This window comes from Hominimerdicola alba 8 (assembly GCF_000178155.2).
Classification (GTDB): domain Bacteria; phylum Bacillota; class Clostridia; order Oscillospirales; family Ruminococcaceae; genus Hominimerdicola; species Hominimerdicola alba_C.
Window position 1 is genome coordinate 121,934 of sequence record NZ_ADKM02000122.1, and the last position, 13,013, is coordinate 134,946.

Annotated in this window: 17 protein-coding genes; 15 read left to right on the forward strand and 2 right to left on the reverse strand. The window is 44.8% G+C overall.

What is annotated here, in order from left to right:
- Positions 1–4: 4 nt before the first annotated feature.
- From CUS_RS14685 to thrC, 3 genes are read left to right on the forward strand one after another with little or no spacing between them, the layout of a single operon-like run.
- Positions 5–619, forward strand: a complete 615-nt coding sequence (locus tag CUS_RS14685; RefSeq protein WP_002852371.1) for a ribonuclease HII — start codon at positions 5–7, stop codon at positions 617–619.
- The gene (locus CUS_RS14690; RefSeq protein ID WP_037277627.1) at positions 594–971 is read left to right on the forward strand and encodes a YraN family protein; all 378 of its coding nucleotides are present in this window, start codon (positions 594–596) and stop codon (positions 969–971) included. Before CUS_RS14685 ends, CUS_RS14690 begins: the two co-directional genes overlap by 26 nt.
- Positions 972–1,014: 43 nt before the next feature.
- Positions 1,015–2,508 carry a threonine synthase gene (gene thrC / locus CUS_RS14695; protein WP_002852269.1) on the forward strand — a complete coding sequence of 498 codons (1,494 nt, stop codon included), beginning with the start codon at positions 1,015–1,017 and terminating at the stop codon, positions 2,506–2,508.
- Between the two features lie 31 nt (positions 2,509–2,539).
- Here the strand turns inward: thrC and CUS_RS19350 are convergent, their stop codons facing one another.
- Complete coding sequence (locus CUS_RS19350; protein ID WP_002852032.1) at positions 2,540–2,713, reverse strand: DUF1540 domain-containing protein; 174 nt, start codon at positions 2,711–2,713, stop codon at positions 2,540–2,542.
- A 95-nt stretch (positions 2,714–2,808) separates the two neighbouring features.
- Between CUS_RS19350 and CUS_RS14700 the strand changes: the two genes are divergently transcribed.
- The 4 genes from CUS_RS14700 to clpX all read left to right on the forward strand — a co-directional run bounded on the left by CUS_RS14700 (position 2,809) and on the right by clpX (position 6,872).
- Entirely contained in the window at positions 2,809–3,519 is a 711-nt protein-coding gene (locus CUS_RS14700) for a metallophosphoesterase (RefSeq protein WP_002852107.1), read from the forward strand.
- A 72-nt stretch (positions 3,520–3,591) separates the two neighbouring features.
- On the forward strand, positions 3,592–4,872 hold the full coding sequence (gene tig, locus CUS_RS14705; protein WP_002852027.1) for a trigger factor: 1,281 nt from the start codon (positions 3,592–3,594) through the stop codon (positions 4,870–4,872).
- 122 nt (positions 4,873–4,994) lie between these two features.
- Positions 4,995–5,585 (forward strand): ATP-dependent Clp endopeptidase proteolytic subunit ClpP, encoded by a 591-nt coding sequence (gene clpP, locus CUS_RS14710; RefSeq protein WP_002852191.1) that lies wholly within the window; start codon positions 4,995–4,997, stop codon positions 5,583–5,585.
- A 12-nt stretch (positions 5,586–5,597) separates the two neighbouring features.
- Positions 5,598–6,872 carry an ATP-dependent Clp protease ATP-binding subunit ClpX gene (gene clpX, locus CUS_RS14715; protein ID WP_002851968.1) on the forward strand — a complete coding sequence of 425 codons (1,275 nt, stop codon included), beginning with the start codon at positions 5,598–5,600 and terminating at the stop codon, positions 6,870–6,872.
- 47 nt (positions 6,873–6,919) lie between these two features.
- Here the strand turns inward: clpX and CUS_RS18825 are convergent, their stop codons facing one another.
- On the reverse strand, positions 6,920–7,987 hold the full coding sequence (locus CUS_RS18825; RefSeq protein ID WP_002852247.1) for a MerR family transcriptional regulator: 1,068 nt from the start codon (positions 7,985–7,987) through the stop codon (positions 6,920–6,922).
- Positions 7,988–8,275: 288 nt separating this feature from the next.
- Here CUS_RS18825 and CUS_RS14725 point away from each other — a divergent pair, with 288 nt between their 5' ends.
- Genes CUS_RS14725 through CUS_RS14760 form a run of 8 tightly spaced genes read left to right on the forward strand, consistent with a single transcriptional unit; the run spans position 8,276 to position 12,938 of the window.
- The gene (locus tag CUS_RS14725; RefSeq protein ID WP_002852031.1) at positions 8,276–9,160 is read left to right on the forward strand and encodes a hypothetical protein; all 885 of its coding nucleotides are present in this window, start codon (positions 8,276–8,278) and stop codon (positions 9,158–9,160) included.
- The gene (locus CUS_RS14730) at positions 9,145–9,618 is read left to right on the forward strand and encodes a stage III sporulation protein AB (RefSeq protein ID WP_002852098.1); all 474 of its coding nucleotides are present in this window, start codon (positions 9,145–9,147) and stop codon (positions 9,616–9,618) included. Before CUS_RS14725 ends, CUS_RS14730 begins: the two co-directional genes overlap by 16 nt.
- A gap of 9 nt (positions 9,619–9,627) precedes the next feature.
- The gene (spoIIIAC, locus tag CUS_RS14735; RefSeq protein ID WP_002852282.1) at positions 9,628–9,825 is read left to right on the forward strand and encodes a stage III sporulation protein AC; all 198 of its coding nucleotides are present in this window, start codon (positions 9,628–9,630) and stop codon (positions 9,823–9,825) included.
- On the forward strand, positions 9,825–10,211 hold the full coding sequence (locus tag CUS_RS14740) for a SpoIIIAC/SpoIIIAD family protein (RefSeq protein WP_002852040.1): 387 nt from the start codon (positions 9,825–9,827) through the stop codon (positions 10,209–10,211). The genes spoIIIAC and CUS_RS14740 overlap by 1 nt, the downstream gene beginning before the upstream one ends.
- A 9-nt stretch (positions 10,212–10,220) precedes the next feature.
- Entirely contained in the window at positions 10,221–11,351 is a 1,131-nt protein-coding gene (locus CUS_RS14745; RefSeq protein WP_002852237.1) for a stage III sporulation protein AE, read from the forward strand.
- Position 11,352: 1 nt separating this feature from the next.
- On the forward strand, positions 11,353–11,877 hold the full coding sequence (locus CUS_RS14750; protein ID WP_002851954.1) for a hypothetical protein: 525 nt from the start codon (positions 11,353–11,355) through the stop codon (positions 11,875–11,877).
- Entirely contained in the window at positions 11,831–12,376 is a 546-nt protein-coding gene (locus tag CUS_RS14755; RefSeq protein WP_002852170.1) for a hypothetical protein, read from the forward strand. The genes CUS_RS14750 and CUS_RS14755 overlap by 47 nt, the downstream gene beginning before the upstream one ends.
- 16 nt (positions 12,377–12,392) lie before the next feature.
- Positions 12,393–12,938 carry a SpoIIIAH-like family protein gene (locus CUS_RS14760; RefSeq protein ID WP_002852068.1) on the forward strand — a complete coding sequence of 182 codons (546 nt, stop codon included), beginning with the start codon at positions 12,393–12,395 and terminating at the stop codon, positions 12,936–12,938.
- Positions 12,939–13,013: the final 75 nt, after the last annotated feature.

Below are 13,013 nucleotides of genomic sequence, written 5' to 3' on the forward strand. Positions count from 1 at the left end.
TTATATGACACTCAATGAATTTGACAATACTTACCGCGATAAGTATGATGTGGTATGCGGCTGTGACGAAGCGGGCAGAGGACCTCTTGCGGGAGATGTTTTTGCAGCGGCGGTGGTCTTTGATAAGGACACTGTTATCGAAGGTATAAATGACAGCAAAAAGCTGACCGCCAAAAAGCGTGAAGAGTTATTTGAAGTCATAGTCGAAAAGGCGCTGGATTTTTCAATACAATGTGCAACAGTTGAAGAGATTGAAAAGTTCAATATACTCAACTGTGCAATGCTTGCCATGAAGCGCGCTGTCGAGAGCATGAAGATAAAGCCCGATGTCTGCCTGATAGACGGCAACAAAACTCCAGAACTTGAATGTGATGCGATAGCTGTTGTAAAGGGCGATGCACAGTCACAGGCGATAGCGGCGGCTTCGATACTTGCTAAGGTGGCAAGGGACAGATACATGCTTGAAATGGCAAAGAAGTTCCCTGAGTGGCAGTTTGAGAAGCACAAGGGCTACGGCACAAAGCTGCACTATCAGATGATAGACAAGTACGGTGAAAGTCCGATACACCGTCCCAGCTTTCTGAAAAAATATTATGCAAAACTTGCAGAGCAGCCGTAGCATCGGTGATATAGGCGAGGATTATGTCTGCGGTTTTCTCAAAGAGAACGGTTATGAGATACTCGCACGCAACTTCACAGTAAGGGGCGGCGAGATAGACATTATTGCCGCGCAAGGGAACAGGCTGGCTTTCGTTGAAGTCAAGACCCGAAAGGTCGGGGCACTGACCAGCGGTGAGTCGGCAATAACATATACAAAAAAGCAAAGACTCATCAAAACGGCAAGGGCTTATCTTTACAAAACTAAGATAAAAGCATATTGTCGGTTTGATGTAGCAGTGGTGCATCACGAAAACGGCAGAGTGGTATATTTCAAGTATTACCGCGCTGCGTTTGATGCGAGCAGTAAGTAGTTTCTACCCGAAAAGGGAAATATAACAGAAGGGTTGTTGTTTTATGTTTTACAGAAGTACAAGAAACAGCGGTGTAAATGTTACATCGGCACAGGCTATTGCACAGGGAATATCCGAGGACGGCGGTCTGTTCGTCCCCTCCGAGATACCCGCTATCTCGATGGACGATATAAAGAAGCTGGGTGAGATGTCCTACGCTGAGAGAGCGCTTTTTGTTTTCTCAAAGTTCCTGACAGACTACACTGAGGCTGAGATACGCTACTGTGTTGAGGGTGCCTACAACACCAAGAATTTTGATACGGAAAACATCGCAGAACTGGCACACCTGTTTGACGGCACTTATATGCTGGAACTCTGGCATGGTCCGACCTGCGCATTCAAGGATATGGCACTTCAGATACTGCCTTATCTGCTGACAACTGCCACCAAGAAGATAAACCTTGACAAGAAGGTAGTTATTCTTGTTGCTACTTCGGGCGACACAGGCAAAGCGGCACTGGAAGGATTCAAGGATGTTCCCGGTACCGAGATACTGGTATTCTATCCTGACAACGGCGTATCTGCTATGCAGAAGAAGCAGATGACTACTCAGGAAGGTCAGAATGTCGGCGTGTGCGCTATCAAGGGCAACTTTGATGATGCACAGAACGGCGTCAAGGCTATTTTTACTAATAAGGAGATAGGTGAAAAGCTGGCTGAGAACGGCATGATGTTCTCCTCTGCAAACTCCATCAACTGGGGCAGACTTGCACCTCAGATCATATACTATGTTTCCAGCTATGCACAGCTGCTCAAAGATGGCGAGATCGCTGAGGGCGACAAGATCAATATCGTTGTTCCTACAGGCAACTTCGGCAACATTCTGGCAGGATACTATGCTAAGAAGATGGGCGTGCCCGTTAACAAGCTGATCTGCGCTTCAAACGCAAACAATGTCCTGACTGATTTCATCAAGACAGGCGTTTATGATAGAAACAGACAGTTCTATGCGACTATCTCACCTTCGATGGATATACTCATCTCTTCAAATCTTGAAAGACTGCTATATCACCTCTGCGGCGAAAACGATGCTCAGATCAGAGAGTGGTTCGGCAAGCTGGCAAGCGAGGGCAGGTATGAAGTTACCGATGAGGTGAAGAAGATCCTGGCTGAAGAGTTCTACGCAGGCTGCTGCGATGACGAAAAGACTAAGGCTACGATCAAGGAGTACTATGACAAGTATTCTTATACCTGCGACACCCACACTGCTGTGGCTGTTTCAGTTTACGAGGAATATGTGAAAGCAACAGGCGACAAGACCAAGACCGTTATCGCTTCCACTGCAAGCCCATATAAGTTCAGCGGTTCTGTACTGAGCGCACTGGGCAAGGACAACGGCAGCGACGAGTTCACTCTGGTCGAGGAACTTGGCAAGGCTTCAGGCATGCCTATACCTGCATCGCTGGCATCACTTAAAGATAAGGAAATAAGGTTCTCTGAGGTCATCGCAAAGGACGAAATGAAAGACTTCGTATTCAGAGCGCTGAATGTAAAATAATATATGTACCGCCCGTATGGGGCGGCACAGTTCAGTGACAGCTGTCGCATGCCTTGAAGGTCTTGCAGACAGTTTCGTCACAGCAGTTTGGGTCGGAACAAGTGCTGCACACCTGTATCCTGCCTGCGGTGCATTCGCTGCCGTTCTGATTGTGAACGCAGTTTTCCACATCACAATGAATACCATAGATCTTATCCTTTTCCATGACTGTACACTCCTTTTCTTCGGGTAATGCTAGTGTACGCGGCTTCAGGCTGTTTATAACAGGAAAAATTTACCGATATAGAACAGGAGTATACAATGAAACTATACACGATCGCTGATCTGCATCTCTCGTTCGGTGTCGATAAGCCGATGAATATTTTCGGAGGCTGGGACGACCATGTTAACAGGATACAGCAGAACTGGCAGAAAAAGGTCAGACCTGAGGATATTGTGGTACTGCCCGGTGATCTGTCATGGGGCATGAATTTTGAGCAGACCGAGAAGGATCTTGATTTTCTCAATAAACTCAACGGCACTAAGATCATTTCAAAAGGCAATCATGATTACTGGTGGAGCACTGTGTCGAAAATGCAGAGATTTTTTGATGAAAAAGGCTTCAATACACTGAATATACTGCATAATAACCATTATGCTTTCGGCGGTATCGGCATTTGCGGAACGCGCGGATGGGTCAATGATAATAGTGAGCCTGCCAGTGCAAAAGTCATCGCCCGCGAGGCGATACGTTTGGAACTGTCAATAAAATCTGCAATAGCCGCCGGGCTAAGACCTGTAGTATTTCTGCATTATCCACCTGTATATGGAGAGAGCAGAAACTTTGAGATACTTGACGTTCTTTATAAGTACGGGATCAAAAGGGTCTTTTACGGACATTTGCATGGCAAAGCACATGGTTATGCAGTGAATGGTGTATACGATGGTATTAATTATCGCCTGATATCAAGTGATTTTTTGCATTTTGACCCATTGGATATTACTGAAATTGTGCAAAGTGACAATTTCTAAAAAAGTACTGGAAATAACAGCAAAAGTATGCTATAATATTAAAGATATATTTTTATTTGGAGGAATTCTAAAATGAGTTTAAAGGCTACAAATAATGTTGGAACTAACAGCTATGAGCTGGAGATCGAGATACCTGCAAAGGATTTTGAGGAAGCACTGCAGAAGGCATACCTCAGAGCAAGAAAGAATATTTCTATGCCCGGTTTCCGTAAGGGTAAGGCTCCCAGAAAGCTGATCGAGAAGGAGTACGGCGAGGAAGTATTCTATGAGGATGCTGTTAATCTGCTGTATGCACCTGTTGTTAACGGTGCTATCGATGAGTCAGGTCTTGACCTTGTTACTCAGCCTGAGGTCGAGGTAGTTGCGATCAGCAAGGAAGAGGGCGTTCAGCTTAAGGCTAAGTGCACCACCAGACCTGAGGTAGAAGTTAAGGACTACAAGGGTATAGAGGTTGAAAAAGTTGTCAATGCTGTAACTGATGAAGATGTTCAGAAGAAGCTCGACGAACTGAGAGAGAAGAATGTCAGGATCGTGACTGTTGATGACAGAGCTGCTGAGAACGGCGATACTGTAAAGATCGACTTTGAGGGCTTCAAGGACGATGTTGCATTTGAGGGCGGCAAGGCGGAAGACTTCGATCTTGAACTGGGCAGCGGTCAGTTCATCCCCGGTTTCGAGGATCAGATCGTTGGTCACAGTGCTGGTGAGTCTTTTGACATCAATGTTACTTTCCCTGAGGAGTATCAGGTAAAGGATCTTGCAGGCGCACCCGCAGTATTCAAGATCAATCTGAAGAGCATTTCAAAGAAGGAACTGCCTGAACTCGATGATGATATGGTAAAGGATTCTACCGATTTCGATACTGTTGACGAGTACAAGGCTGATATAAAGGCTAAGCTGGAAGAGGCTGCTGAAAAGGCTGCTGACGCTAAGGTCGAGGGTGACATCTTTGATAAGGTCATCGAGAACATGACTGCTGAGATACCGGAAGTAATGTATGATAACAGAGTTAACGAGATGGTTGCTGAGCTTGAGCAGAGAATGGCTCCTCAGGGCATTTCTCTGGATATGTACATGCAGTTCACAGGTCAGACTATCGATACTATCAAGAAGGGTTATGCTGAGCAGGCTGAGAAGCAGGTCAAGCTGAGACTGGCTCTCGAGAAGATCGCTGAACTGGAAAAGGTTGAGGTAACAGATGAGGAACTGGAGGAAGAGTTCAAGAATCTGTCCGAAACATACAAGATGGAAGTTGATCAGATCAAGGCTCTGATTCCCGCTGAGAATCTGAAGATGGATCTGTCCGTTGGCAAGGCTGTTGATATAATCAAGGAGTCTGCTGTTATCAAGTAAGAGATATATCGCCTGCATTCGTCGCCACGAAATGTGGACGGCTTTTGCGGGCGAATACTTATATTTATCCCGAACGCGTATCAAGGCGTTTAGGTATCAGATTTTGTTTAGGAGGCATTTTTATGGCACTTGTACCTTATGTAGTAGAACAGACCAGCAGGGGAGAACGCAGTATGGATATATTCTCCCGTCTGCTTAACGACAGGATAATAATGCTCTGTGAGCCTATAGACGATCATGTTGCCAGTCTCGTTACAGCTCAGCTGCTATTTCTGGAGAGTCAGGATCCGGAAAAGGATATCGATCTATATATAAACAGCCCAGGAGGTTCGGTCACCGCAGGTATGGCTATCTATGACACAATGAATTATATCAAGTGTGATGTCAACACGATCTGCATGGGCATGGCTGCTTCTATGGGCGCATTTCTGCTTTCCTGCGGTACTAAGGGCAAGCGTTTCTCTCTTCCTAACAGTGAGATAATGATCCATCAGCCTCTTATCGGCGGCGGCGGTATATCGGGTCAGTGTACAGATGTTAAGATCCATTCCGACCATCTGGTAGCTACAAGAGAAAAACTCAACAAAATACTTGCTGAGAATACCGGCAAGAGCATAGAGCAGATAGCCATAGATACTGAGCGTGACAACTACCTGTCTGCGCAGGAAGCTATGGAGTACGGCCTTATCGACAAGGTTATTTCAAAAAGATAGGTTGTGAGCTAAATGGCTAATGAAACACTCAAAAGATGCCTTTTTTGCGGAAAAACTGAAAATAAAGTCAGAAACATGTTTTCTGCGGGCAATAACCACATCTGCGATGAATGCGTTCTTTTCTGCTATGACATTCTGGAAGAGCAGGGAAGCGTTTCACCAAGAGTAAAAATGGCTGAGAAGCCCCCGAAAAAAGTTAAGACTGCATCTGCAGAAGACGGCATCACCCTTAAAAAGCCCGCTGAGATCAAGGCTGTGCTTGACGAATACGTTGTCGGTCAGGACGAAGCTAAGATCGCACTTTCTGTTGCGGTCTACAATCACTATAAGCGCATTCTGACGCTTGACGATGATTTTGATGATGTTGAGATACAGAAGAGCAATGTGCTGCTGCTGGGTCCTACAGGTACAGGTAAAACGCTGCTTGCTCAAACACTTGCAAGACTGCTGAATGTACCTTTCGCAATTGCCGATGCTACCACTCTTACAGAGGCGGGTTATGTCGGTGATGATGTTGAGAACGTACTGACAAGACTAATACAGGCTGCTAACTACAATGTTGAGGAAGCCTCTCACGGTATAATTTATATCGACGAGATAGATAAGATAGCAAGAAAGTCTGAAAACACTTCCATCACTCGTGATGTAAGCGGTGAAGGTGTGCAGCAGGCTCTGCTTAAGATAGTTGAGGGCACTGTTTCCAATGTTCCTCCGCAGGGCGGAAGAAAGCATCCCCATCAGGAGTTCATTCAGATCGACACCAAGAACATACTGTTCATCTGCGGCGGTGCTTTTGATGGACTCGAAGCTGTAATCAAAAAGCGTACAGACTCGTCGTCTATGGGCTTTGGCGGCACTGTTAAGAATAAGTCTTCCGACTTCAATGTGCTTAAAAAGGTCGTTCCGCACGATCTGGTCAAGTTCGGCATCGTACCTGAACTTGTTGGTCGTCTGCCTGTAATAACTGTTCTTGACGAGTTGGACGAAAGTGCGCTCTGCAAGATTCTTACAGAGCCTAAGAACTCGCTGATAAAGCAGTATACCAAACTGTTCAGACTGGACGATATTGATTTTGAGGTCACACCTGATGCGCTCACTGAGATAGCTAAGGTGACTATCGAGCAGAAGACCGGTGCAAGAGGTCTGCGATCGGTCGTTGAGAGGATACTCACAAAGCTGATGTTCGATGCACCGTCTGACAGCACTATCAAAGGTATCAAGATCACTGCTGAATGCGTTCGCGACGGCGCTGAGCCTGAGATAATAAGAGAAAAGGACACTGTTTAGATCTAATATATGAAAAGATCTCCGTATCATAGGTACGGAGATTTTTTTTATGCCCTGACCATCACATAGTAGTTGGTATCATATCCACCGAAACGGTAGTCACCGCTTTTCCATTCGATGATAAGGTATTCTATACCATCAAATGTTTTTATTTCGTATGCACAAGCACTGCTGTTATATTTGCGAAGCCAGAAGCCGCGTGTCCATGTGTGCAAGTCATCACCTGTAATAATCTCATCGCCCAGTATAGCTGTAACATGCCCGCCTTCGCTGAAGGTTATCTCTTTGAAGTAGTTCACATTGTATTCAGGACTTCCATCAGGCGGTACGATCTTTGGAATAAACTCCGAAGCATGAATTTCGGCAGTGTCAAGAAAACAATATGTTATCCATTTTCCGATAACTCTGCTGTCGGGAACGAATGGTTTGTTTATGTCGTCCCTTCGTGCTATCTGTCCTTTGGTGTAGTGAATATTGTCGATCTTGCGAAGTGCGATCGGTGTTATCTCACCTGTTTCAATATAGTCCTGTGACTTGTGGTCAATTATCATATACAGATCATCACCGTGTTGTTCAAGACGGCAGTCATCAGCAAATCGACTTTCTCCATCATCGTAGATCAGTTTTCCTTTAGTCCAACCATAGCACCAGTATCTCTCACCCTTTGGCAGAAAGTATATCATCTTCTTTTTGTCACCAAGTATTTCTTTGCCATTCTCGCTTACTATCAGCCACTTGCCTATCATTTGTTCATCGTTCTCAAATGTTATATCGATATCTTCGATCAATGGCTTGAATTTTGACTCCATTTTTGTACCTCCGTTGTTTATCAGTCTTTCGAGGTCATAAAGCTGCTTTTCAAGTGTTTTTTTGCGTGAATTGAATATTTCCTCAGTGTTCTTATCCGAGTATAGTATCTCGCAGATCTCTGTAAGAGAAAATCCTACCGTTTTCAACTCTGAAATACGCTCAAATACTGCGATCTGTGAGCGGTCATAGTAACGGTATTCTGTAAATCGGTCGATATATACGGGTCTTAACAGTCCCAGCTTGTCATAATGCCTCAGTACTGATATCCGTGTTCCGCATGCTTTTGCAAAGTCACCTATCTTCATGATCTCAACTCCTTTAATATTTTAAGGTACCTTATGTGAATATTATAAGCCTGAAGTAAGGTTAAGAGTCAATAGCTTCAGCAAATCAAGTTGCACACCATCTTAAAAGTTGGCGGAATATGCCACTTTATATATCTGCTATATGGCTTAATTATGATCTGTCAGCGTGATAGCCATAAATCATAATTAATGATACAGCATTTTCATACACATGTCAATAATTCTCAAGGCATTAAAACGTATGCGGCAGCATATTATTTATTAAGGACAAGCAAGGAGGGACATGGATTGGAAAAATCAAAAGGTCTTGAAAGCGTTTTCAGACTGCTGCCCGCATGTATCGCTGACAATATCAGAGGTATGGATCTGTCTTTTGACGAAATAAGACTGCGTATCGGCAGACCTGTGACGCTGACAACTTCATCCGGTCAGAAATCTGTCGGAGGGTATACTGTTACGGAAGATGACATCGAAATTGTCATGACAAGAGCGCTGAAAAATTCTGTACACAGTTCAGCAAAACAGCTGCGTGCAGGATATGTCAGCTTTGAAAACGGCTGCCGCGTAGGTTTTGCGGGAACATATGCGGAAAAAGATGGTGCTGTCACAAACATCAGGCTAATCAATTCTGTTTGTATACGTGTTCCGCGAGAAGTCAAAGGCTGTGCTTCTGATATCTTCTGTAAATGTTTTTCAGACAGACCTTCCTCTGTGCTTATATTTGGTGCGCCTTCTTCGGGCAAGACTACCATTCTGCGTGACCTGACAAGAATGTGCGGAATGGTCTACAGGACGACACTTATTGACGAACGCGGAGAACTAGCTGCTGTTTATCTCGGCAGACCGATGAATGATGTGGGGTTACTGACTGATGTCTTTGACAAATATCCACGCAAAAATGCTATTGAAACGGCAGTGCGGGTCATGTCCCCGCAGATAATCGTTTGTGATGAGATAGGTTCTTCAGAAGATGTTTTATCGCTGACTTATGCGCTTGATTCAGGCGTAAAGCTGGTATGCAGCTGTCATTGTGACAGCTTTGAGGAACTAAATTCAAAGGCAAATATCTGTGAACTTCTGAGTGCGGGTATATTTGACTATACGGTACACCTTGATAAAAACAGAAATATCAGCATAAAATGCAGAGGGCATCGGCAATGCTTAAATTTATAGGTGCCGTACTTGTTACGGCGGCGGGTGCTTTTGCGGGTGAAATGGAAGTATGCAGGCTGAAAGACCGCGTGATCCAGCTCACAGAACTTGTGGAACTTCTTGAACAGATACAGCTTTATCTGTCAGCTTACGGGGCATCGACAGAAGAACTTTTTAAGATGTTGTCTTCAAAGCAAGGTGAATATCACAGCTGTTTTCAGACAAGCAGCAGCGAACTGACACAGGAGGTCTGCGCTGCGCTGAGAGAAAGCAGCCTTGAAATGAAAGACGCTCTGGCAGACTATATATATGATTTCGGTAAAACGACTCTGGACGGTCAGCTGCAAAAGACGTCTATATTGATGTCTGATGTCAATGCGGTGCTTCGGTCTGTCAAGGAAAAATGCGAGAAAAACACAAAACTTTACAGGGCGGCAGGCTTTTCGATCGGAATGATGGCGGCTGTGCTGCTGATCTAGGTGAAATCGATGGATATTGATCTTATATTCAAAATAGCTGCGGTAGGAATTATCGTTGCTGTGCTCAATCAGCTTTTAAAGCGTGCCGAACGCGATGAACAGGCGATGATGACCACATTGGCAGGACTTGTTGTGGTACTTATGATGGTCGTCAGCAAGATCGGTGAACTTTTTGACACGATAAAGAACATTTTCGGGCTTTACTGATGGATATAGTCGGTATATGTGCTTTTGCGCTGACTGCGGTTTTTGTATGCAAGTCTGTTGAATCTGATGCGCGTGAGATAAAACTGCTGCTGGTGACAGTGGCTGCTGTGATAATATTTGTAAAAGCGGCGGGTTCGCTCGGCTCGATCTTTGCAGAGATCCGTTCGCTGTTTTATGAGGGAGATGCTGACCCGCAATATGTGAGGATATTGCTTAAAGCACTGGGGATATGCTATCTGACTGACTTCGCTTCGGGCATCTGCCGTGACAGCGGTGAGAACACACTCGCTTCGCAGACGCTTATGGCTGGCAAGACAGCACTGCTGATAACCTCACTGCCGATGCTGGAAGCACTTATAGGTGTGATAAAAACACTGCTTGTCTGAGGGATAGAAATGAAAAATATACTGACTGTTATAATAACATTTTTGATGGTGATAGTTTTCTGTCCGCACGTTTATGCTGAAATGAATAATAAACAGCTTGATGACCTGAAATATAAGATAGAAGAGCGAATAAGTTCGGCGCTTGATGATGATACTGAAAACGAACTGAGAGATGCAGGTATCACACCTACAGACATCGACAGTCTGACAGGGCTTGACCAGCGCAGTTTTTTCGCTTCACTATGGGATAAGTTCACCGAGATGCTGACAAAACCGCTCGTGATGTTGGGGCGTATACTGGCTGTTTCGCTTATATATTCGGCTATGAACATGCTGTGTACTGAAAACAGCGAACTTACTGATGTTTTCGGTACTTTGTGCGTTATCTGCGTGGTGACTGTTATGGCTGAAAGTCTTTCTGACAGCTTTGAGAGGCTGCAAAACTCGGTAAACAGTATCAATACCTTTATGATATCCTATATACCGATTTTTTCTGCTGTTACAACAGCAGGCGGTCATGCTGCGACTGCGGGTGTGTACAGCGCATCAACAGTACTTGTTTGCGAAGCTGCCGAGTTAATTTCTTCAAAGCTGCTTATACCGCTTTTATCGACCATAACAGCACTGTCAGTGGTTTCAGTGACCGACCCTAAACTTAAGATATCAGGATTTACTGATGCTTTACGCAAGCTGACAACATGGCTGCTTTCTACAGTGATGCTGGTTTTTGTCGGGCTGCTGACAATACAGGGGGTGACAGGCAAGGCGGCTGATGACCTTGTGTCACGTACATTGAGGTTCACAGCCTCCAGCTTTATACCTGTTATCGGCAGTTCTGTATCAGACGCATTCCTTGCGGTTAAAAGCGGTGCAGGGGTGATAAAAGCGGCAGTTGGCGGTTTCGGTATGATCGCCGTTTTTCTGATAGCTTTGCGTCCGTTCATGCTGATCATCTCAATGAAACTGACCATATGGGCTGGGCGGATCGCCAACGAACTTCTTGGTATACAGAGGACAGCAGAGTTCTTAAAGAATATAAACTCGGTACTGTCGATAGGGCTTAGCATTCTCATTGCCATAACAGCCGCTTTTTTGATAGCTACAGCGGCACTGATGGCTGTGATGACAGGGGGCGGCTAAAATGACTGCGATACGAACGGCAATTATGACAGCTTGTTTTATGGGGATAGTCAGTACAGTTTTGAATATCCTGTCACCTGTGAACAGTCTTAGGAAACACCTTATGTCGATACTCGGTTTGATATCGCTTCTGGCTGTGATAAGACCTTTTATGGCTGAGGGCTTTGAACTTTCGTTTGACGAGATAGATTTCGGGAACAGCATAAGGTCTGAAACGGAAAGTGTTGACCGCAGTTTTGAAGATATATTTCTGGAACAAGCTGAGGTGGAATACGATGAATATTTCTATGAACTGCTGAATAAGAATGATATCAGAACAGAAAAAGTCAGATGCACGCTCAGACTAAACGGTGATAATGAACTTGAACTTGTATCGGTGGAGATAAAAATAAGAGATATCTCTCAGCGTGAGAGCGCAAGATATCTGATAGAGAATGAAACATCTGGGACAGAGATAATAATATTACAGGCGGAAAACGATGGAACAGCTGAAATTACTGATAAACAAACTGAAGAACAGTCCTAACAAAATAAGGATAGCAATGGTGATGGGTATTGCAGGTATGATACTTATAATGATCTCGGAAGTCATACCTGACAAAAAGAGAGCACCTGAGCCTGAAAGCGGATCTGAAACGACTTCCGATGAAGCAGATACTTTCAGAAAAAGCACTGAGAATGAACTGAGATCACTTCTGGAAAAGATAGAAGGCGTTGGTGAGTGCGAGGTAATGGTGTCGGTTGAGGGTACTACAGAATATGTCTATGCTCAAAATATAAGCCGATATACTGATGAAGATGCCGACAGAAAAAGCGATAAACTTGACGAGAACATAGTCATAATTGAAAACAGCAGCGGCAGGCAGGCACTTGTCAGACGAGTAATTCGTCCGCAGATAAGCGGGGTAGTGGTAGTATGTGAGGGAGGAGGGGACATAAGGGTAAATGAGAGGGTGCTCAAAGCAGTATCGACCGCCCTGAACATTTCTTCGGGCAGGGTGTGTGTTGAATCTAAAAGCAAATAGAAAGAGGTACATATTTATGAGAAAGCCAAGTTTGGTAATAGGTAAGAAACAGATCGTACTTGCAGGCATGACACTGATGCTGGGCATAGCGGTGTATGCAAACTATGCAGTGTCTTCTTCGGGGGTGGATATCAAGGCTACGGACAAGATAGAACGCCAGAGCATAAATTACGGGGAAGCTGAACTTGTCAGCGCTGACAAGAACAGTGAGGACTATTTCTCGCAAGCGCGTATCGACCGAATGAATGCAAGAGATGAAGCAAAGGAAACGCTAAAGACCATAATCGGCGGCGGAGATGCCACTGAAGAAGAAAAGGCAGTCGCAGCAGAAGAAGCCGCAGCGATGACAGGTCTTATGGAGTCAGAGAATAAAATAGAGTCACTGGTGAAAGCGGCAGGTTTTACCGACTGTGTGTGCTACCTTGATGGCGACAACGCGAATATCGTAGTCAAGGCAGGTCCCGACGGACTTATCGCCAGCGAAGCCGCACAGATAAAAGATATCCTGTTAAGCGAAATAACTGTACCCACAGAAAATATACGTATTTTTGATGTTGCCTGAAAAGGTAAATACTCCTGAATACCCGCACCGACGATGATAATGTATCAGCGTGGTGCGGGGCTTTTTTTGCACAAA